The organism is Rhodanobacter sp. Root480 (assembly GCF_001426645.1).
GTDB classification, from domain to species: domain Bacteria; phylum Pseudomonadota; class Gammaproteobacteria; order Xanthomonadales; family Rhodanobacteraceae; genus Rhodanobacter; species Rhodanobacter ginsenosidimutans.
Genome location: NZ_LMEX01000002.1, coordinates 750,892 through 772,248 on the forward strand (window position 1 = coordinate 750,892; position 21,357 = coordinate 772,248).

General features: G+C 65.8%; 19 protein-coding genes. 8 read left to right on the forward strand and 11 right to left on the reverse strand.

The genetic code is table 11. The annotated features are described in order from the left end of the window. Positions 1–187 precede the first annotated feature (187 nt). The 5 genes from ASD22_RS10420 to ASD22_RS10435 all read left to right on the forward strand — a co-directional run bounded on the left by ASD22_RS10420 (position 188) and on the right by ASD22_RS10435 (position 4,560). Positions 188–634, forward strand: a complete 447-nt coding sequence (locus tag ASD22_RS10420) for a GatB/YqeY domain-containing protein (RefSeq protein WP_056082730.1) — start codon at positions 188–190, stop codon at positions 632–634. 104 nt (positions 635–738) lie between these two features. Further along, positions 739–909 carry a DUF1328 domain-containing protein gene (locus ASD22_RS16410; RefSeq protein ID WP_007081641.1) on the forward strand — a complete coding sequence of 57 codons (171 nt, stop codon included), beginning with the start codon at positions 739–741 and terminating at the stop codon, positions 907–909. Positions 910–1,022: 113 nt separating this feature from the next. After that, positions 1,023–2,768: a DNA primase gene (gene dnaG, locus ASD22_RS10425; RefSeq protein ID WP_056082732.1), complete on the forward strand. Its 1,746-nt coding sequence runs from the start codon at positions 1,023–1,025 to the stop codon at positions 2,766–2,768. Between the two features lie 127 nt (positions 2,769–2,895). Next, the gene (locus tag ASD22_RS10430) at positions 2,896–3,516 is read left to right on the forward strand and encodes a DedA family protein (RefSeq protein WP_056082736.1); all 621 of its coding nucleotides are present in this window, start codon (positions 2,896–2,898) and stop codon (positions 3,514–3,516) included. 48 nt (positions 3,517–3,564) lie between these two features. Next, a complete protein-coding gene (locus tag ASD22_RS10435) occupies positions 3,565–4,560 on the forward strand; it encodes a bile acid:sodium symporter family protein (RefSeq protein ID WP_056082737.1) in 996 nt (331 codons plus the stop codon). Between the two features lie 101 nt (positions 4,561–4,661). On the opposite strand, the gene mgtA is transcribed toward ASD22_RS10435, so the two are convergent. Beyond that, positions 4,662–7,289, reverse strand: a complete 2,628-nt coding sequence (gene mgtA / locus ASD22_RS10440; RefSeq protein ID WP_056082742.1) for a magnesium-translocating P-type ATPase — start codon at positions 7,287–7,289, stop codon at positions 4,662–4,664. 140 nt (positions 7,290–7,429) lie between these two features. Then, positions 7,430–7,627, reverse strand: a complete 198-nt coding sequence (locus ASD22_RS16710; protein WP_156458988.1) for a hypothetical protein — start codon at positions 7,625–7,627, stop codon at positions 7,430–7,432. Between the two features lie 400 nt (positions 7,628–8,027). On the opposite strand from ASD22_RS16710, the gene ASD22_RS10445 reads away from it, so the two are divergent. Then, positions 8,028–9,626 (forward strand): sulfotransferase, encoded by a 1,599-nt coding sequence (locus ASD22_RS10445; RefSeq protein ID WP_082520215.1) that lies wholly within the window; start codon positions 8,028–8,030, stop codon positions 9,624–9,626. Positions 9,627–9,645: 19 nt separating this feature from the next. Here ASD22_RS10445 and cyoE read toward each other — a convergent pair whose 3' ends face one another. The 4 genes from cyoE to ASD22_RS10465 form a co-directional block, all read right to left on the reverse strand. After that, complete coding sequence (gene cyoE / locus ASD22_RS10450; protein WP_200945368.1) at positions 9,646–10,551, reverse strand: heme o synthase; 906 nt, start codon at positions 10,549–10,551, stop codon at positions 9,646–9,648. Positions 10,552–10,620: 69 nt separating this feature from the next. Continuing rightward, entirely contained in the window at positions 10,621–11,796 is a 1,176-nt protein-coding gene (locus ASD22_RS10455; RefSeq protein ID WP_056082745.1) for a COX15/CtaA family protein, read from the reverse strand. After that, a complete protein-coding gene (locus tag ASD22_RS10460; RefSeq protein ID WP_056082749.1) occupies positions 11,796–12,380 on the reverse strand; it encodes a hypothetical protein in 585 nt (194 codons plus the stop codon). The genes ASD22_RS10455 and ASD22_RS10460 overlap by 1 nt, the downstream gene beginning before the upstream one ends. Before the next feature lie 12 nt (positions 12,381–12,392). Then, positions 12,393–13,121, reverse strand: a complete 729-nt coding sequence (locus ASD22_RS10465) for an SURF1 family protein (protein ID WP_056082752.1) — start codon at positions 13,119–13,121, stop codon at positions 12,393–12,395. A gap of 59 nt (positions 13,122–13,180) precedes the next feature. Here ASD22_RS10465 and ASD22_RS10470 point away from each other — a divergent pair, with 59 nt between their 5' ends. Further along, entirely contained in the window at positions 13,181–13,396 is a 216-nt protein-coding gene (locus tag ASD22_RS10470) for a twin transmembrane helix small protein (RefSeq protein ID WP_082520216.1), read from the forward strand. Positions 13,397–13,560: 164 nt separating this feature from the next. Here ASD22_RS10470 and ASD22_RS10475 read toward each other — a convergent pair whose 3' ends face one another. The 5 genes from ASD22_RS10475 to ASD22_RS10490 all read right to left on the reverse strand — a co-directional run bounded on the left by ASD22_RS10475 (position 13,561) and on the right by ASD22_RS10490 (position 17,822). Continuing rightward, on the reverse strand, positions 13,561–14,448 hold the full coding sequence (locus ASD22_RS10475; RefSeq protein ID WP_056082755.1) for a cytochrome c oxidase subunit 3: 888 nt from the start codon (positions 14,446–14,448) through the stop codon (positions 13,561–13,563). A 107-nt stretch (positions 14,449–14,555) separates the two neighbouring features. Then, positions 14,556–14,678, reverse strand: coding sequence for a hypothetical protein (locus ASD22_RS17090; RefSeq protein ID WP_255357426.1), 123 nt, complete (start codon positions 14,676–14,678; stop codon positions 14,556–14,558). Between the two features lie 56 nt (positions 14,679–14,734). Next, positions 14,735–16,351, reverse strand: a complete 1,617-nt coding sequence (gene ctaD, locus ASD22_RS10480) for a cytochrome c oxidase subunit I (protein WP_056082757.1) — start codon at positions 16,349–16,351, stop codon at positions 14,735–14,737. 74 nt (positions 16,352–16,425) lie between these two features. Next, positions 16,426–17,361, reverse strand: a complete 936-nt coding sequence (gene coxB / locus ASD22_RS10485; RefSeq protein WP_056084173.1) for a cytochrome c oxidase subunit II — start codon at positions 17,359–17,361, stop codon at positions 16,426–16,428. 20 nt (positions 17,362–17,381) lie between these two features. Continuing rightward, a complete protein-coding gene (locus ASD22_RS10490) occupies positions 17,382–17,822 on the reverse strand; it encodes a DUF2244 domain-containing protein (RefSeq protein WP_056084176.1) in 441 nt (146 codons plus the stop codon). 336 nt (positions 17,823–18,158) lie between these two features. Here ASD22_RS10490 and putA point away from each other — a divergent pair, with 336 nt between their 5' ends. Continuing rightward, positions 18,159–21,335 carry a bifunctional proline dehydrogenase/L-glutamate gamma-semialdehyde dehydrogenase PutA gene (gene putA / locus ASD22_RS10495; RefSeq protein WP_056084177.1) on the forward strand — a complete coding sequence of 1,059 codons (3,177 nt, stop codon included), beginning with the start codon at positions 18,159–18,161 and terminating at the stop codon, positions 21,333–21,335. The last annotated feature ends 22 nt before the right edge of the window (positions 21,336–21,357 follow it).

The following is a 21,357-nucleotide window of genomic DNA, read 5'->3' on the forward strand; positions in this document are numbered from 1 at the left end:
TCTCGATCCACCGCCCGTCGGTGGGTCCGCACACAGGAAGCGCGGTCGGCGCCAGCTCTTTGACGAGAGCCGCTCGCAGCCACCGCAAGCACTCGGACGCGAATTGGCCGGTGTTGTCCTCGGGGCAACGCCGGCTTTGCCGTTTCCGTAAAATCGATTTTTCGCCCTACCCCACGAGGCTTTCGCCATGACGCTCAAGCAACAGCTTACCGACGACATGAAAACCGCCATGCGCGGCGGCGACAAGCACCGGCTGGGGGTGATCCGGTTGATGCTGGCCGCGATCAAGCAGCACGAAGTGGATGAGCGCGTGGAACAGACCGACGCCATGGTGCTGGCCACGCTGGAAAAGATGCTGAAGCAGCGCCGCGATTCGGTCAGCCAGTTCGATGCAGCCAACCGCGACGACCTGGCCGCGATCGAGCGCGCCGAGATGGTGGTGATCGAGGCCTATCTGCCGGCCAAGCTGAGCGAGGCGGAGATCGACACGCTGATCGACGCCGCCATCGCCGAAACCGGCGCCAGCTCGCCGCGCGACATGGGCAAGGTGGTGGCCGCGGTGAAGGACAAGGCCGCCGGCCGCGCCGACATGGCCGTGGTCTCCGGCAAGATCAAGGCACGCCTGGCACCCTGACCCGCCGCGGGGCGCCGATGCACCGCATTCACGCCTATCCCGCTAAAACATGACGGCATCTGCCGGCATACCGCCGCGCGAGACCTCATGGGTGGGAGAAACGCATGCTGAAGTGGGCCATCATTTTCGCCATCGTGTCGCTGATCACCGGTTGGCTGGGTTTTGGCGGCGTGTCCGGCGCCACCGCCACGATCGCCAAGATCCTGTTCGCCTGTTTCGTGATCCTGTTCCTGCTGGCGATACTGGCGGTCATCGGCGTATTCCACATCCTTTGAGCGCCATTTGGCGCTGTGGGAGCGACTTCAGTCGCGATGCTTCTGCTTTGCAGCTTCAGGGCAAGAGCATCGCGACTGAAGTCGCTCCCACAACCGACTAAACTAGGCCGCTTATGCGCGGCCTGATCCCCGACAGCTTCATCGATGAACTGCTTGCCCGCGTCGACATCGTCGACGTGGTCGAGCGGCGGGTGCCGCTGAAGAAGGCCGGCCGCGAATGGACCGCCTGCTGTCCTTTCCACGACGAGCGCACGCCGTCGTTCTACGTCAGCCCCGCCAAGCAGTTCTTCCACTGTTTCGGCTGCGGCGTCAGCGGCAGCGCAATCAAGTTCATCATGGACTTCGACCGCCTGGAATTCCCCGATGCGGTGGAGGAATTGGCGCAGACGGCAGGCATGACGGTGCCGCGCGAAGCGGGCCGCGACGCCGCCCCGCGCGAGGACAAGACCGATCTCTACAGCTTGCTTGAGGACGCGGCCAGCTGGTACGAGCGTGAACTGCCACGCCACGCCGACGCCCAGGCGTATTGCAAGAAACGCGGCCTGGACCCCGACACCATCAAGCGTTTTCGCATCGGCTGGGCGCCCGCCGGCTACGACGGCGTGATGAAGGCGCTGGGCAACAGCACCCGTCGGCGCGACCTGCTCGATCAGGCCGGCATGCTGGCCAGCGGTGACCGCGGCAAGTACGACCGCTTCCGCGAGCGGCTGATGTTCCCGATCCTGGACCGCCGCGGCCGCGTGATCGCATTTGGCGGCCGCGTGGTGCAGGCCGCGCCGGCGTCGGGCCAGGCGCCGCCGAAATACCTCAATTCGCCCGAGACGCCGCTGTTCCACAAGGGTCGCGAACTGTTCGCCCTGTGGCAGGTGAAGCAGGCCAACCAGAGCCTGGCGCGCATCGTGGTGGTCGAGGGCTACATGGACGTGATCGCCCTGCACCAGGCCGGCCTGCCGATCGCGGTGGCCACGCTGGGTACCGCGACCACGCCCGACCACACTGAGATCCTGTTCCGCGCGGCGCCCGACGTGGTGTTCTGCTTCGATGGCGACCGCGCCGGCCGCGCCGCCGCGTGGAAGGCGCTGGAGGCCGCGCTGCCGCGGCTGCGCGATGGCCGCCAGGCGTATTTCCTGTTCCTGCCCGATGGCGAGGACCCCGATTCGCTGGTGCGCAAGGAAGGCAAGGACGGCTTCGAGAAGCGCATCAAGGAAGCGATGCCGCTGTCCGATTATTTCTTCAGCGAGCTGTCGCACGACGTGGACATGGGCAGCCTCGACGGCCGCGCGCGGCTGGCCGAACGGGCGCGCCCGCTGATCGGCAGGCTGCCCGATGGTGCGTTCCGCGACTTGATGGTGCAGGAATTGGAGAAGCGCAGCGGCGTGGGTGCCAACCTCCCCGCCAGCGTGCTCCATCGCGCCGCGCACCAGCCCACGACGGTGCAGCGCAGCCTTGTGCGCAGCGCCATCTCGCTGCTGCTGGCCCAGCCGACGCTGGCCGACCGGGTCGAGAAGCCGTACCGCTTTCTGCGCCTGGACAAGCCCGGCGTAGGCCTGCTGGCCGAATTGCTGGACATGGCGCGGGCACGGCCGGGGATCAACTCGGCGATGCTGGTGGAGCATTTCACCGAGCGGCCCGAATATGCTGCGCTGAAGAAACTGATGGCCACGCTGTCGGTGGGCGAGCCGGAAGCGCAGGCGATGGAATTCTTCGACGCCCTGGCACGCATGGACGACCAGGCCACCACCCAGCGCCGCGACAGCCTGCTGGACAAGAGCCGCAGCGGTGCGCTGGACAGCGCCGAAAAGGCCGAGCTGCGCGAATTGCTGGCTGCTCGCGCGCGTCCACCCGTGGCGTCGACATGACGGTGCTGCACAGCCGCATCCGGGTATACGCACCGCGTCATCGTGCCTCGCCTCCCCTCCCCCGCCGACCGACTGTGGGATCATGCCGGCCCGCGATGCATGTCGCGCATGGCGCGCAAGGATATCGATGGATCTTCTGCAACAACTGATTACGGTGTTTGCCGAGAACGGCTACGTTGCCGTGTTCATCGCGCTGATGATCTGCGGCGCGGGCCTGCCGTTGCCGGAGGACATCACCCTGGTGGCCGGTGGCGTGATCGCCGGGCTGGGCTACGCCAACGTGCATGTGATGTTCGCGCTGACGATGTTCGGCGTGCTGCTGGGCGACGCGGCGATCTTTCTGCTGGGTCATCACTATGGCGCGCGCATGCTGAAATGGCGCCTGGTGGCGCGCGTGCTGACGCCGACGCGCTATGCACAGGTGCAGGAAAAATTCGACCGCTATGGCAACCGCATGCTGTTTTTCGCGCGCTTCCTGCCCGGCATGCGCACCACCGTGTACATCACCGCCGGCACCACGCACCGGGTGTCGTTCTGGCGCTTTCTGCTGATCGACACGCTGGCGGCGCTGATCAGCGTGCCGTTCTGGGTTTACCTCGGCTACATCGGCGCCAACAACCACGAGTGGCTGGTGAAGTGGATGCACCGCGGCCAGACCAGCCTGTGGGTGGTGCTGGGCATCCTGCTGGTGACGCTGCTGGTGTTGTGGTGGCGCCATCGCTGCCGCGCGCGCTGCAACCTGCCTTGATCGCCACCCGCCGCAGGCCGCGTTGCCGCTCGATCGGGTACTGATCCCATGTCGCTGCGACGCCTGCTCCCGGACAACTTCACCCTGGCCCTGCTGGCCACGGTGGTGCTGGCCTCGCTGCTGCCCTGTCGCGGCGAGACGGCACGGGTGTTCGACCTCATCACCGACGGCGCGATCGCGCTGCTGTTTTTCCTGCATGGCGCCAAGCTGCCGCGCCAGGCGATCGTGCAGGGCGTGACCCACTGGCGATTGCACCTGACCGTGTTCGCCAGCACCTTCGTGCTGTTTCCGCTGCTGGGACTGGCGTTGCAGCCGCTGGGCCAGGCGCTGCTGACGCCACAGCTTTATCTTGGCGTGCTGTTTGTCTGCGCGCTGCCATCCACCGTGCAGTCGTCGATTGCCTTCACCTCGATCGCCGGCGGCAATGTACCGGCAGCGGTGGTCAGCGCCTCGGTGTCCAACCTGATCGGCATCGTGCTGACGCCACTGCTGGTGGGCTTGTTGCTGGCCAGCCATGGCGGCGGCATCTCATGGCACGGCGTGCTGGATATCGTGCTGCAGCTGTTGCTGCCGTTCGTGCTGGGCCATGTCGCACGGCGCTGGATCGGCACGTTCGTGGACCGGCACAAGCCGCTGCTGCGCCTCACCGACCAGAGCACGATCCTGCTGGTGGTGTACACCGCGTTCAGCGCCGCCGTGGTGCAGGGTCTGTGGCATGACACGCCGGTCGGCGCGCTGGTTTCCACCCTGGCGCTGAGCGCGCTGCTGCTGGCGCTGGTGATGACCACCGTGACCTGGGCCGCGCGACGGCTGGGCTTCTCGCGCAAGGACGAGATCGCCATCGTGTTCTGCGGCTCCAAGAAAAGCATGGCCAGCGGCATCCCGATGGCCAAGATCCTGTTCGCCGGCCAGCTCGGCGGCCTCGGCGCACTGGTGCTGCCGTTGATGATTTTTCATCAGTTGCAGTTGATGGTGTGCGCGGTGGTGGCGCGGCGGTACGCGATGCGTGGCGATCACCCGAATTCCGAAGACCAAGCCACTTGAAGGTGTTGTGGGAGCGACTTCAGTCGCGATGCTCCTGCTCTGGAGCCCCAAGGGAAAGGCATCGCGACTGAAGTCGCTCCCACAGGAAACAGCGCGTGACGCTACAGCCAGCGGCCGTAGCGGCGGATGTAGATCACCTTCACCAGCTGGGTCAGCACGCAATAACTCGCCAGAGTGAGCGCCAGCCACGCGAAGTAGATCGGCGGCAGTGGCACCATGCCGATCTTCGCGCCCAGCGCGCTGAACGGAATCAGCATGCCGGCAATGATGATGGCGATGGTCAGGCCCAGCACCGGCGCGGCGGCCGTGCTTTGCAGGAACGGGATGCGACGGGTGCGGATCATGTGCACGATCAGGGTCTGCGACAGCAGGCCCTCGATGAACCAGCCGGACTGGAACAGCGACTGCTGCGCCGGTGAGTTTGCACCGAAGTAATGCCACATCAGCCAGAACGTGGTGATGTCGAATATCGAGCTGACCGGCCCCACCCACACCATGAACCGACCGATGTCGCCGGCATCCCATTGGCGCGGTCGGCTCAGGTAATCCTCATCCATGCGGTCGAACGGGATCGACAGCTGCGAGATGTCGTAGAGCAGGTTCTGCACCAGGATCTGCAGCGGCAGCATCGGCAGGAACGGCAGGAACGCGCTGGCCACCAGCACGCTGAAGACGTTGCCGAAGTTGGAGCTGGCGGTCATCTTGATGTACTTCATGATGTTGCCGAAGGTGACGCGCCCTTCCAGCACGCCCTCCTCCAGCACCATCAGGTTTTTTTCCAGCAGGATGATGTCGGCCGACTCCTTGGCGATGTCGGTGGCGGTATCCACCGAGATGCCCACGTCGGCATCGTGCAGCGCCGGCGCGTCGTTGATGCCGTCGCCGAGAAAACCCACCGTGTGGCCCAGCCGCTGCAGCGAGCGCACCACCCGCGACTTCTGCAGCGGCGACATCTTGGCGAACACGGTGACGCGCGCCACCTGCGCATCCAGCGCCGGGTCATCGAGCGCCTCGATCTCGCTGCCTTGCATCGAGTGGCGGACATCCAGCCCCACCTCGCGACAGATCTTGCGCGTCACCGCCTCGTTGTCGCCGGTGATCACCTTCACCGCGACACCGTGCTGGTGCAGCGCGCGGATCGCGGTGGCAGCCGAATCCTTCGGTGGATCGAGAAACGCCAGGCAACCGACGGCGATCAAGCCGCTTTCGTCGGCCACGCTGTAGGGCTGGCCGCGTGCGCTCTGGCGCTGCATGGCCACCACCAGCACGCGCAAGCCGTCCTCGTTGAGGCGGTGGGTCATCGCCTTGATGGCGCGGCGCCGGGCATCGGTCATCGGCTCGATCGCGTCGCCGGTCCGGGCGAAATCGCAGATCGCCAGCATCTCCTCGACCGCGCCCTTGCAGATCAGCAGGTGGTCGCCATCGCCTTCGGCCACCACCACCGACATGCGCCGGCGCTGGAAGTCGAACGGGATCTCGTCGATCACCCGGAAGCGCGCCGCCGCCGTCTCCAGCTCGCGGTGTTCCAGCACCGCCTTGTCCATCAGGTTGCGCAGGCCGGTCTGGAAGCGGCTGTTGAGATAGCCGTACTCCAGTGCCTCACCGGAGGCCTCGCCATCCAGGTCGAGGTGGCGCTCCAGCACGATGCGATCGAGCGTGAGCGTGCCGGTCTTGTCCGTGCACAACACGTCCATCGCGCCGAAGTTCTGGATCGCGTTGAGCCGCTTCACCACCACCTTGCGCCGCGACATCGCCATCGCGCCGCGGGCCAGATTGGCGGTGACGATCAGCGGCAGCATCTCCGGGGTCAGGCCCACCGCGATCGACAACGCGAACAGGAAGGCCTCGGTCCAGCTGTGCTTGTCCAACCCGTTGATCAGGAAAACCACCGGCACCATCACCGCCATGAAGCGGATCAGCAGCCAGCTGACCCCGCTCACACCGCGATCGAAACTGGTCTGCACGCGCTGGCCGGTCATGCTGTGCGACAGCGACCCCAGATACGTGCGCGGGCCAGTGGCAAGCACCACCGCCACCGCGGTACCGCTCACCACGTTGGTGCCCATGTAGCAGATCGTGGGCAACTCCAGCGGATCGCCATCCGCCTGCGCTTCGGCGGCGGCGACAGGTGCGGACTTTTCCACCGGCAGCGATTCGCCGGTGAGGATCGCCTGGCTGATGAACAGATCCTTGGCGCTGAGCAGGCGCACGTCCGCGGGCACCATGTCCCCCGCGCCCAGGTGCACGATGTCGCCCGCCACCAGCTCGGCCACCGGCACCTCGATCATCTCGCTGTGGCCGTCGGACGCGCGCCGGGTCAGGCTGGCGGTGTTGCGCACCATCGCCTTCAGGCTGTCCGCCGCGCGCGACGAACGGTATTCCTGGCTGAAGCTCAGCGCCACGCTGATCGCCACCATCACCGCGATGATCGCCGGCCCGGTCAGGTCCGTGCGATCGGTGAACAGCTGCACCCCGGCCAGCACCAGCAGCACCACAATGAAGGGGTTCTTGAACGCACGCAGCAGCTGCCGCGCCCAGTGCGGCGGCTTCTCGTGCGCCACCTCGTTTGGCCCGTCACGATGCAGTCGCGCCCTGATCTGCGCCTCGTCGAGGCCGCCGTGCGTGGTCTCCAACGCCCGCAGCAACGCATCGACGGGACGAAACGCCTCCGCCGCGGCGCCTGGCCGCGCACCCTTCTTTTCCGGTCGCTGGATCGTGAAGTTGTTCATCGGATACTGCTTTGAATGCGGTGAGGTCGCAGTCGCCACGCGTCATCACGAATGGACGTATGGACGTCCATTCGATGAAAAAACGGAAAAAGCCTTGATATCGCGCAGCGGTCAAGGCCCGTCTGCCGGGCAGTCGCCCGTCAGTGGCTGAGTGGCGCGAAAGACGGGCCAGTCGCAGGTGGCGTCACCGGCTCGGCGGCATGCACGCCATCGGCCACCGGCGCGGCCAGCGGGGGCGGCACGGTCACCACAAAGCCACGCTCGTGCCGGTCGGCGCCAACGGTCAACCAGGGCCGGCCGGCGAGGCGCCGGCGGCAGAATTCACGTATGAGCTTCATGGGCCCATCTCCTCGTAACGGCGCCAACGGTGTCGTCAGGGGGAGGGCCGGACTTCCCTAGCGGAAAGCACCAACCGTCCGCAGGCGATCGCTGCAGGCGTTCAATGTGAAATGCGACGCCGGCACCCGAAGCAAGCGGATGTCGACGGTGCGACTAGGGTAGACGTCCATAGGCCTTGATCAGTCAGGACTGGATACTCACCGGCGCGGGCGCGCCGGAGGGCGCGCGCATTGTTGTGCTGCATTGCGCGGCTGTCAATCCATTTCACGGCGACCGTCGATCGCCGCCATGAACCCGTTTGCTAAGATGCGCCGCTACCGGTTCATTCCCTCATGGCGCAGTTTGGGCGGCGGTGGAATCCACGGTCGCTGCCGAACGACACGTCTCATCTGGAAGCCCATGACCCCACCCGCCCCACCCAGGCCGCAGGCCGCGAAGTTGCTTGCCGAGGCCCACGCCGCCCTCCTGCAGGGAGACCCGGGCAAAGCGAGGGAGCTTGCATTGCAGGCGCTGCAGATGGATGTCGACCAGCCGGAAGCACGCTACATCGCAGGCAAGGCCGCGCTGGCGCTGCGGCGCTTGCCCGAAGCGCTGGATCATCTGCACCGCGCGGCCAGCGCCGTGCCCCGGCACGCGGCGTACGCCGTGCACTTCGCCCGCGCGCTGGCGGCGGCGCACCGCACCGGTGATGCCTTGCAGGTGGCCAACATCGCGCTTGGACTGGCGCCCGACGATCCCCTGTTGCTCCATAGCCTCGGCACCACGTACACGCAATGCCACGCTCACGAGCGGGCCGCCGCGGCGTTTCGCCAGGCAGCCACGCTGGCGCCGAACAACCCCGTATGCCGCTTCAGCTTCGCCACCTCATTGATCTTTTCCGGCGAGGTCGCTCAGGCCGAGGCTGAACTGGAGGCTTGCCTGGCGCTGGCACCCGGGCACTGGCACGCCCACGCCACGCTTTCGCGCATCCGCCGCCAGACCCCGGCCCACAACCACATCGACAGACTGCTCGCGCTGGCCGCGGAAGTCGGCGATGAGCCGGTGGCCTCGATGCATACGCACGTGGCGCTCAGCAAGGAGTACGAGGATCTCGGCGATTTCGCGAAAGCCTTCGATCACCTGGTGATAGGCAAGTCCGCGGTCAAAGCGGCCACCGGCTACACGGTCGATCGCGACCAGGCCATCGTGGACGCCTTGATCCGCGCGTTTCCCGAACCACGACCGCAACCGGCGGGCCACCCGTCGGCCGAGCCCATCTTCGTGATGGGCATGCCGCGCAGCGGCACCACGCTGGTAGAGCGCATCCTCTGCAGCCATCCGGAGGTCTACGCCGCCGGCGAACTGGAGAACTTTGGCGTCGCGCTGGAACGCCTCTCTGGCGCCAACTCACCGGTGATGCTGAGCCCGGATGTGATCCGTCGCGCCGGCAATATTTCGTGGGAAACCCTGGGCGAGGTCTACATCGCCAGCACGCGCCCGGCGACCAGCCTGAAACCGCGTTTCATCGACAAGCTGCCGCACAATTTTCTCTATGCCGGCTTCATCGCCAACGCCTTGCCGAACGCCCGCATCATCTGCCTGCGGCGCAATCCTCTGGACAGCTGCCTCAGCAATTTCCGCGAGCCGTTCTCGGAGACGTCGCCGCTGCATGGCTACTCGTTCGACCTGCTCGACACCGGCCGCTATTACGTATTGTTCGACCGCCTGATGGCGCATTGGAAAAGGGTCCTGCCCGGTCGCATCCTGGAAGTGGATTACGAAACCCTGGTGGCCACGCAAGAGGCCAGCACACGCCAGCTGCTGGAGCATTGCGACCTGCCATGGAACGACGCCTGCCTGCACTTCGAACGCAACCAGGCGCCGTCCACCACGGCCAGCTCGGTGCAGGTGCGCGCGCCCATGCATCGCGACGCCGTGAGGCGCTGGACGAAGTACGAGGACCAACTGAAGGACTTGCGTACCCTGCTGAGCGATGCAGGGATCGATTGCGACCGCTAGCCTTGAACCCGGCGGCCGATCAGACCGTCTGCTGCAGCATCTGCCCCTGCTGGAGGATCGGCTCCACCAGCCAGTGGTCGGCCAGCAGGAACGCGAACAGCGCCATCAGGTAGACGATCGAATAACTGAACACCTTCATCGCGAAGCGCTCGTCGGGCGGGTTCAGCAGGCGCACCGCGTAATACAGGAAGGCCCCGCCAAGCACGGCCGCGCCGCCCAGGTAGATCAGCCCGCTCATGCCGGTCAGCGCCGGCAGCAGGGTCACCAGCACCAGCAGCACGGTGTAGAACAGGATGTGCCAGCGCGTGTAGACCACGCCATGCGTCACCGGCAGCATCGGCACCTGGGCGCGCGAGTAATCGTCGCGGCGGAAGATCGCCAGCGCCCAGAAATGCGGCGGCGTCCACACGAAGATGATCAGGCACAGCTGCAACGCGTACGGGTGCAGCGAACCGGTGACGGCGGTCCAGCCCAGCACGGGCGGAATCGCGCCGGCCAGCCCGCCGATCACGATGTTCTGCGGCGTCGCGCGCTTGAGAAACGCGGTGTAGATCACCGCATAGCCGATCAGGCCCGCGAAGGTCAGCACCGCAGTCAGCGTGTTGACCAGCAGCACCAGCACCACCATCGAGGCGATGCCCAGCGCCATCGCGAAGACGAACACCTGACGCGGGTTGAGGTTGCCAGTGGCCAGCGGCCGGTTCGCGGTGCGCACCATCACCTTGTCGATGCGCTGGTCGATCAGCTGGTTGAATGCCGCCGCCGACGATGACGCCAGCCAGATGCCCAGCGTGCCGAACACCAGCGCACGCCATGGCGGCATGCCGGGCACGGCCAGGAACATGCCGATCACCGCGCAGAACACCAGCAGCGCCACGATGCGCGGCTTGGTCAGTTGCAGGTATTGGGATAAGGACAGCTTCACGGGCAACTCGGCAACGGGCGACTGCCTAGTGTAATGCCTGACGATGCCGGCGGCATGGCGTGTGGCAGTTCAATCCCCACGCACCGGTTCGTCCGCGGCGACCGCCGCCCGGCGCTGGGTGCGCGCCAGCGTGGCCAGCAAGGCGAACAGCAACAGCGCCGCCATGCCGTTGTGCGCAGTGGCCACGGGCAACGGCAGGCCGAAATGCACGTTGCTGATGCCCAGCAGCACCTGGCAGACCAGGGTCACCGCGATGGCGATGCCAAACCCGCGCAGGCCCTGCCGCGATGCCTTGAACGATAGCCATGCCAGATAGCAGAACACCACCAGCGCCCCCAAGCGATGCACCAGCTGGATCGCGCTGCGCGCCGGAAGGTCCAGCACGCCGCCCTCGTAATTGACGCCAATGCCGCGCCACAGGATGAAGCCCTGCTTGAAATCCGTCGCCGGCATCCATTGGCCAAGGCATTCGGGGAACGAGCCCGGGCCGTAGCCGCAGGCCAGCGCCGCGTAATTCGCCGAGGTCCACCCACCCAGCGCGATCTGGCAGGCCAGCAACACCACGCCGATCACCACCAGCTTGCGCAGGCTGGCCAGGCCATTGTCCGCCGCGCCCACGCCGGCAAAGCGCAGCGCCGCCCAGGCCAGCAGGCCGAACGTGGTCATGCCGCCGAGCAGGTGGCTGGTGACCACCACCGGCTTCAGCAGCAGGGTCACCGTCCACATGCCCAACATGGCCTGGAAGATGATCACCGCCAGCGCGAACACGCTGATCTTCCACGCGCCCGGCCGATGCAGGCCCAGCGACGCAAACAGCGGCAGCGCGATGGCGCAGGCGGCCAGCGCGGACGACCACAGGTGTTCGCCGTGCATGTACATGCCCACGCCGACGGCCGCGAAGACGGCGCCTGCCACCACTGCCGCCAGCGCGCGGCGACGGCGCCAGCTGGCCAGCAAGGCCAGCACGAGCACCATCACGCCGAGCGTACCGGCAAGAAAGCGGTGCACCTGCTCACGCCAGGCCTTGTGCGCCTCGTAGGGACGATCCGGGAAACTGGCGTCGGCATGCGCCACCGCCTGCGCATGCTGCGGCCAGGTGACCTGGCCATAGCAGGTCGGCCAATCCGGGCACGACAGTCCGGCATTGGACAGCCGCACGAACGCGCCGAACATCACCAGCCCGAACGCGAACAGGGCCGCAAAGGCCGCCAGCCAGCGCAACCATCCCTTCATTCGCGGCGACATCACTTGACCACCTTCTGCAGATCACGCGCCAACCCGGGGCCATCGAAGCCGGCCGGGTAATACGACAGCGCGGTGCCGTTGGATTCCACCAGCACCACGCTGAGGCTGTCCGGCGCGGACGGGCGGAACTTGGCCAGCTTGTCGCCCACGTCGTTGCCCAGCAGCCAGAACGGCTGCATCGCCTCGCGGCGTTGCGGGTCGGCCGGCGGCGCGCCGAGATAGAGCAGGCGCAGACGTCCCTGGTTGCGGTTGAGCATCACCCGCGCCTTGGCCAGGCCGGTGAGCAGGTCGAAACACTGCGCTGCGCAATCGGGCCCCGGCAGCGCTACCAGGGTCATCCGCGGCTTGCTGTCGCGCCAGGCATACGGATGGCCATCCGCCAGTTGCACGTCGAGCTTCTCCGCCACGAAATTCCGCTGCGGCACGATGGGCTCGCCGTTGCCCTTGGTGCCAGGCTGCCACCCCGCCAGGGTCAGCAGGCCGGCCACCAGCATGGGCGCGGCAAACACCAGCGCGATCAGCACCAGATACAGTCGGCTTCGCTTGCGCGAATGGGGCGACGAAGGGGAGCGGGTTTCATTCATGGTCAGGCATCTTCAAGGGGAACGGCGGCGCTTGTCGCGATTCAACACCAGCAGGATCGCCACCGCCGCCAGCGCAAACGAGAACCACTGGAACGCATAGGCGCGATGGCGCGCGGGCGTCATCGAAAGTTCAAGCGAATGCTGGCGGATGTAGCCGGAAGCGGGGTCTGCATCCAGCGCCAGCACGCGTGGAAACAGCGGGCGGCCCAGATCGGCGGCGAGCTCGGTCGGGTCGAGAAAAATGCTTTCCTTCGGCCAGTGCGTCTGCCGCGCCAGCGCGTTGCCGCCCATCTCGAAACCAACCGGCGGCGGCGGCACGTACAACCCCTGCAGCGTGGTTTCCTCTTTCGGCAAGGCTGGCAGCGTTGGCGTGGCGCCGTTGGCGCCGGGGTGCAGGAAGCCCGCGTCGACCAGCAGCAAACTGGTTTCACCCTCGACCGCAAACGGTACGAACACCTCGACGCCACCGCGATGATCGTGGTGCGGGTTGTCCAGCAGATAGATGCGATCGAGCAGATAGCGGCCGCGAGCGCGAACGCGCGGAAAGCTGTCCGTCGGCGGCCGCACCGCGACGCCGGCAAAGTCCTGCGGCGCGGCCGAAACGGATGTGGCATAGCGCCGCAGAAGCGCTTCCTTGTAGTCGGCCCGATGCAGCTGCCAGACGCCCAGATACACGAACAGCGCCGCTCCGACCACGGCAAGCAACAACGCCCACCAGGGCGGACGACGCAGCCGCATCATGCGGAACGCCCGCCGTCGGTGGTTATACTGGCGATGTCGAATTCCTTCGGATCAATCACGTGGAAACCATCTACAAATATGCGCTGGTGGTGATGCTGCTGGTGGTGATTTTCAGCCTCGGCCAGGCGCTGTACTTCATGATGACCGACAAGGACGACGACAAGCGCACGGTGTGGGCGCTGACCCGGCGCATCGGCCTGTCGATCGTGTTGATCGGCATGGTCGCGTTCGGCATCTGGATGGGATGGCTGCAACCGCACGCCGTCGGCGGCTGATTGTACTGCCCCCGCGGCGCCCGCGCGCCGCACGCGACATTCGCGCACGCTTTCGCAACGCACCCACCCCACACGCACGAACCGCCCCTTGCAGAACGCGCCGGATCACCGGCCAAAAAAAACCCGCCGACATGGCGGGTTTTTTCATGCGGCGGATCTGTCGTTCAGAGGATGTAGACGAACAGGAACAGGCACAGCCAGACCACGTCGACGAAGTGCCAGTACCACGCCACCGCCTCGAAACCGAAATGGTGATCCTTGTTGAAATGACCTTTCAACACGCGGAACCAGATCACCAGAAGCATGATCGTGCCCAGCGTCACGTGCAGGCCGTGGAAACCGGTCAGCATGAAGAAGGTGGCACCGTAGACGCCGCTACGCAGGGTGAGGTTCAGCTCGTTGTAGGCCTCCATGTACTCGTGCGCCTGGAAATACAGGAAGGTGGCGCCGAGCAGAACAGTGAGGCCCAGGAACAGCAGGATCTTGCCGCGTTGCCCCGCGCGCAGCGCGTGATGGGCGATCGTCACGGTGACGCTGGAGGTGAGCAGCAGCATCGTATTGAGCAGCGGCAGGCCCCACGCCGGCACGGTGCGGAACGCGCCACCGACCTGCTCCGGGCCGCCGCCACCATTGGCGCCCCAGGAGGCGACGTAATCGCTCCAGAGGAACTGGTGGGTCAGTACACCGTGGCCATGGCCACCGAGCCACGGCAGCGAGTACATGCGGACGTAGAACAGGGCGCCGAAGAAGGCGCCGAAGAACATCACTTCGGAAAAGATGAACCACATCATGCCCATGCGGAACGAGGTGTCCACCTGGGCGTTGTAGTTGCCAGCCAGCGATTCGTTGATCACCGAGCGGAACCAGCCGAAGAACATGCCGATGATGCCGATCACGCCGATCGTCAGCACACCCTTGCCGAAGCCGGCTTCGCCGGGGCCGGCGTTCAACCAGTGCGCGGCACCGAACACGGTGATGAACATGACTACTGCGGCCACGATCGGCCAGTAGCTCTTGGTCGGAACGAAATACGCGTCGTGCTGCTGACCCATGGTGAGACCCCGTGGATTTCTCTTGATGACTTTTGCCCCGTCGTGCCGCCCGGGGAACTGCATGCCGGTCAGTAACCGACCGGTTGAAAGGAAAGATGTGGCAACCGCTACTTCATCAGCAGGATCTGCACGAACGACAGCGCGAAGAACACCAGCACGATGACGAGAAGTATCTTCACGGTGCGATTCACACCCTTGCGGCTTTCGTCGTCTTGTTGATGCTCGCTCATGTCCTCGGCTCTCTTTGCACCCTTGCAGCCACGAAGGCGCAAGGGTGCGGGAAGAATCAGTCGTTCACGTGGCCGTGGGCCAGTTCTTCGTCACGAACCACCGGCGGCAACTCGAAGGTGTGATACGGCGCCGGCGACGGCACGGTCCACTCCAGCCCCTTGGCACCTTCCCACACGCGGTCGGTGGCCTTCTTCTTCGAGAAGAACACGCAATGGATCAGCACGCCGATGAAGATCAACTGCGAGGCGCCGAACAGGAAACCGCCGATCGAGCTGATCATGTTGAAGTTGGCGAACGCCACGTTGTAGTCGGGGATGCGGCGCGGCATGCCGGCCAGGCCCAGGAAGTGCTGCGGGAAGAACAGCACGTTCACCCAGATCACGCTGTTCCAGAAATGCACCTTGCCCCAGAACTCGCTGTACATGTTGCCGGTCCACTTCGGCATCCAGTAATACGCAGCAGCGATGATCGCGAACAGCGCACCGGTCACCAGCACGTAGTGGAAGTGCGCCACGATGAAGTAGGTGTCGTGATATTGGAAGTCGGCCGGCACCAGCGCCATCATCAGGCCGGAGAAGCCGCCGATGGTGAACAGGATGATGAAGGCGATCGAGAACAGCATCGGCGTCTCGAACGTCATCGAACCGCCCCACATGGTGGCGACCCAGTTGAACACCTTCACACCGGTCGGCACCGAGATCAGCATGGTGGCGTACATGAAGAAGATTTCGGCGCCCAGCGGCAGGCCCACCGCGAACATGTGGTGCGCCCACACGATGAACGACAGGAACGCGATGCAGGCGATCGCGAACACCATCGCCTTGTAGCCGAAGATGGGCTTGCGGGCGAAGGTCGGCACGATTTCCGAGATGATCCCGAACGCGGGCAGGATCATGATGTAGACCTCGGGGTGGCCGAAGAACCAGAAAATGTGTTGATACAGGACGGGGTCGCCGCCGCCGCCCGGGTTGAAGAAGTTGGTGCCGAAGTACTTGTCGGTGAGCAGCATCGTCACCGCGCCGGCCAGTGCCGGCATCACGGCGATCAGCAGGAACGCGGTGATCAGCCAGCTCCACACGAACACCGGCATCTTCATCAGGTCCATGCCGGGCGCGCGCATGTTGAGGATGGTGGCGATGATGTTGATCGCGCCCATGATCGAGCTGATGCCCATCAGGTGGATCGCGAACACCACGTACGCCAGCGAGTTGCTCTGCAGCGACAGCGGCGGGTACATCGTCCAGCCACCGGCCGGGCCACCGCCGGGCAGGAACAGGGTGGACAGCATCAGGATGAAGGCGAACGGCAGGATCCAGAACGACAGGTTGTTCATGCGCGGCAGCGCCATGTCCGGCGCGCCGACCATCAACGGGATCATCCAGTTACCCAGGCCCACGAAGGCCGGCATGATCGCGCCGAAGATCATCACCAGCGCATGCATGGTGGTCAGCTCGTTGAAGAAGTACGGCTGCATCAGCTGCAGGCCGGGCTTGAACAACTCGGCACGGATGCCCATGGCGAACGAGCCGCCGATGAAGAACATCGTCAGCGCGAAAACCAGATACAGCGTGCCGATGTCCTTGTGGTTGGTGGACATGCACCAGCGCTGGAAGAAACTTTTCGGCGCGCCGTGGTGATCGTCGTGCTGATCATGGGTGGCTGCGTAGGACATGGCCGTGCACCTCTAACCTGAAATATTGAATGCGACTGCGTGAAACTGCGGAGGGCGAAAAGAGTGCGGAGCGATCAGCCCTGCCCGCCAGCGGGTACCGGTGCGGGTGCGGCCACTTGCGCGGTCTGCGGCGCCGCTGCCGGCGCGCCGGAAGCAGCTTCCTGCGCGGCCAGCCAGGTGGCGAAATCCGCCTTGGACTTGACCACCACCACGATCGGCATGAAGCCATGATCCTGGCCGCACAGTTCGGCGCACTGGCCGCGGTACGTGCCCGGCGTGGTGAAGTTGGCCCACGCCGAGTTGACGATGCCCGGGATCGCGTCGATCTTCCAGCCGGTTGCCGGGACCCACCATGAGTGGATCACGTCGCCGCTGGTGATCACGAAACGGATCTTGGTGTCGACCGGAACCACCAGCGGCTTGTCGACATTCAGCAGGTAGGTGTTTTCGTCACCGACCTTGACCGCGTACGGGTCCATGCCCGAATCGAGCTGGCGGGTGTCGTCGCTCTGCTGGTCCAGCTTGGACATGAAGCCGACCTTGGCGACCGGCTTGCCCATGTAATCGACGTAGTCGTAGCGCCATTTCCACTGGTAGCCAGTGACCTTGACCGTCATCTGCGAGCCAGTGGTGTCCGCCCACGAGGTGACGCCGGTGGTGGCAAGCCAGGCCAGCGTGATCAGGATCAGCACCGGAATCGTGGTCCAGACCACTTCGACCATGGTGTTGTGCGACCACTTCTCGGCCACGGCGCCGCGTGATTTGCGGAAGCGGAACATCGCGACGAACATCGCGCCGAACACCAGCAGGCCGATCACCGTGCAAACGGCCAGCGAGATGTTGTTCAAGTGATATGGCACCGGGGACCAGGTGCTCGCGCCGCGAGTCAGGTTCAACTGCCAGGAGTGCGGATTGGCCTGGGCGGCGCCACCGAACAGCGCGAGCGCGCCAATGGTCAGTGTGGTGAATGCCCGCCTGATGCCGTGATGCCTGATGCTGCCAGATGTCATGTCTTGCACCTTTGTTGTACCTACTTGCGCGGCTGGCCGTGAATGGCGGACAGCAACACCATGAGTTTCTTCGACAGCTCGGCACGCTCCTGTTCGGCCAGGAACGCACCAATTTCCAACGCGTTTCCGTGCGATGCCAGCAAAAGCCGATGGCGTCCTTCGCCCGGCTCCAGCACCACGCGCACCCAGTACGACTGGAATCGCGTGCAACGCCGCCCAGGCAGCGATTGCACCTCCAGCGACGATTCGTCGAGGGTGATGCGTTCGCCGCGATCGCCAGCACGCCAGGCCACGCTCAGCGCGCAGGCCACGGCGACCGACTCGATCACGGCAAACAGCGGGGCAAACACATTCCCCTGCCACACGCCAAGCCCCGCCGACATCAACGCCAGAACCACCAGAGCCACGATGAGCCGTACCAGCCCCCTCCGGCTCAGCATGCGATTGGGCCGAAGCCACATCGTCACGCACGGCAGCCCGGCGGCGGTTGGTCGAAGCACGATCATGAACATCCGGCGCGCCTGGAACGACGGAATGATAGGCCGCGGCGAGGCAGTGGGCAAGAATGTCGCACCCTGCTGACCTGGATCAGCCCGAAAGACGCGCCGTCGCGCAACGCCAATAGCGCCCGGCGTCGCCCGTCAGGCGCATGCATGACAGCACGCCATACCCCCCCTTTTGGCAGGGGTCCGGGCGGTCATGCCGCGGCGTACAATCCGGCGATTCCCGCCCCTCCCCGGCGGATTCCCCAGCATACCTGCGGTCCTTCCGTGAACTACCCTCCCCCTGCATCACCCATCCTCAGCCCCGAATTGCCGGAGACTGTCGAACCCGCCCGCGCCCGCATCACCGCCGCCTGGCTGCGCGACGAAACCGAAGCGGTGAACGACCTGCTGGCGCAGGCCACGTTGCCGCCAGTCGAACGCGAACAGGTGATCGACGTCGCCGCCGGCCTGGTCACGCGCGTGCGTGCGCGATCGAATGACCAGAGCGCAATCGAATCCTTCATGCGCCAGTACGACCTCTCCTCCGAGGAAGGCGTGCTGCTGATGTGCGTGGCCGAGGCATTGCTGCGCATTCCCGACAAGGGCACCGCCGACAAGCTGATCCGCGACAAGCTGGGCGACGCCGACTGGAAAAAGCACCTGGGCCAGAGCGAGTCGCTGTTCGTCAACGCCTCCACCTGGGGACTGATGCTGACCGGCCGGCTGGTGAACCTCAGCGAGGACACCCGCCATGACTTCACCGGCTCGCTGCGGCGGCTGGTGGGCCGTGCAGGCGAGCCGGCGATCCGCCTGGCGGTGCGCCAGGCGATGCGCATCATGGGCCACCAGTTCGTGATGGGCCGAACCATCGACGAAGCGCTGGACCGTTGCGCGAAGAAGGAAAACGCGCGTTATCGCTATTCGTACGACATGCTCGGCGAATCGGCGATCACCGCCGAAACCGCCGAGCGCTACCAGGAGGACTACCGCCGCGCCATCGCCGCCATCGGCGCACGCGGCCCGTTCGCCAACCACACCGACGCGCCGTCGATCTCGGTGAAGCTGTCGGCGCTGTACCCGCGCTACGAAGTGGCCAAGCGCGAGCTGGCCCGTCGCGCGCTCGGCGAAAAACTGCTGGAGCTGTCACAGCTGGCGATGAAGCACGGCATCGCGTTGTCGGTCGATGCCGAGGAGGCCGATCGGCTGGAGCTGTCGCTGGACATCATCGGCGACGTCTTCGCCCACCCGTCGCTGGAAGGCTGGAACGGCCTGGGCATCGTGGTGCAAGCCTACGCCAAGCGCACCCCGTTCGTGATCGACTGGCTGATCGAAACCGCGCGTACTGCCAACCGCCGCTGGTACGTGCGCCTGGTGAAGGGCGCCTACTGGGATGCCGAAATCAAGCGCGCGCAGGAAACCGGCCTGGCCGGCTACCCCGTCTACACGCGCAAGCCGAACACCGACGTGTCCTACCTGGCCTGCGCGCGTCGCCTGTTCGATGGCGGCAGCGAGCTGATCTATCCGCAGTTCGCCACCCACAACGCGCACACCATCGCCGCCGTGCATCACATCGCCCAGGGTCGCGCGTTCGAATACCAGCGCCTGCACGGCATGGGCACCGACCTGTACGCCGAGGTGATCGGGCCGGACAACTTGAACGTGCCCTGCCGCGTGTACGCGCCGGTGGGGACGCACGAAGACCTGCTCCCCTACCTGGTACGCCGCCTGCTGGAAAACGGCGCCAACACCAGTTTCGTCAACCGCGTGGTGGACGAGAGCGTCCCGGTGCGCGACCTGGTGGCCGACCCGTGCGAGACGGTGCGCGCGTTCGCCTCGATCCCGCATCCGCGCATTCCCCTGCCGGTGAATCTCTACGCCGAGAGCACGGCGCTTGCGCAGAATCCCAACGCTGTCTCCAGGAAGAATTCCATGGGCGTCAACTTTTCCAACGACAACGAATTGAAGGCGATGGCCGAGGCGGTCAACGCGCATACCGGTCCGTGGACGGCCACACCGCTGGTGCCCGGCGCCGCCGCCGGCAACGTGACCGTGCCGGTGACCAACCCCGCCGACCGCCGCCAGAGCCTGGGCAGCTACGTCAGCGCCGATGCCGCCACCGTCGACAAGGCGCTGAACAACGCGCTGGCCGCGCAACTGGGCTGGGACCGCCTGCCCGCCGCCAGCCGCGCCGCCATCCTCGAGCACGCCGCCGATCTGCTGGAAGCGCGCCGCGGCGAATTCATCGCGCTGTGCGTGCGCGAGGCGGGCAAGAACCTGCCCGACGCGATCGCCGAAATCCGCGAAGCGGCCGATTTCCTGCGCTACTACGCCGCCATGGCGCGGCGCCTGTTCGGCCAGCCGGAGCAACTGCCCGGCCCCACCGGCGAAAGCAACCAGTTGTTCCTCAACGGCCGCGGCGTGTTCGTCTGCATCAGCCCGTGGAATTTCCCGCTGGCGATTTTCCTGGGCCAGGTCAGCGCGGCACTGGCCGCGGGCAACGCGGTGATCGCCAAGCCCGCCGAGCAGACCAGCCTGATCGGCTACCTGGCGGTGAAGCTGCTGCACGAAGCGGGCGTGCCCGCCGAGGTGCTGCAGTTCGTGCCAGGCGATGGCGCCGTGGTGGGCGTGGCGCTGACGAAGGACCCGCGCGTGTCCGGCGTGGCCTTCACCGGCTCCACCGACACCGCGTGGGCGATCAACCGCGCGCTGGCAGCGCGCAACGCGCCGATCGCCGCACTGATCGCCGAAACCGGCGGCCAGAACGCGATGATCGCCGACTCCTCCGCCCTGCCCGAGCAGATCGTGAAGGACGTGATGGCGTCCTCGTTCCAGTCCGCCGGCCAGCGCTGCTCGGCCGCCCGCGTGCTGTTCGTGCAGGACGACATCGCCGACAAGGTCGTGACGATGCTGGCCGGCGCGATGGCCGAGCTGGAGGTGGGCGACCCCGGCCTGCTGTCCACCGACCTGGGACCGGTGATCGACGAGGACGCGCTGAAGATCCTGGTCGACCATGCCGCGCGGATGGATCGCGAGGCGAAGAAGATCGCCGAGGTGACGCTCGACCCCGCGCGCACCGAGCATGGCAGCTTCTTCGCGCCGCGCGCCTACGAAATCGCATCGCTCGATGTCCTGCAACGCGAAATCTTCGGCCCGGTGCTGCACGTGATCCGCTGGAAGGCCAACGACCTGGCTGGCGTGGTGGCGCAGATCAACGCCGCCGGCTACGGCCTCACCCTGGGCATCCACAGCCGCATCAACGATACCGTCGACTACCTGGCCACGCACACCCGCGTGGGCAACTGCTACGTCAATCGCAACCAGATCGGCGCGGTGGTGGGTGTGCAGCCGTTCGGTGGCGAGAACCTCTCCGGCACCGGCCCCAAGGCCGGTGGCCCGCATTACCTGCTGCGTTTCGCCACCGAGCGCACGCTGACCATCAACACCACCGCCGCCGGCGGCAATGCCTCGCTGCTGACCATCGGCGAGTAAACAGGCGCGTGTCGCGTTGCCG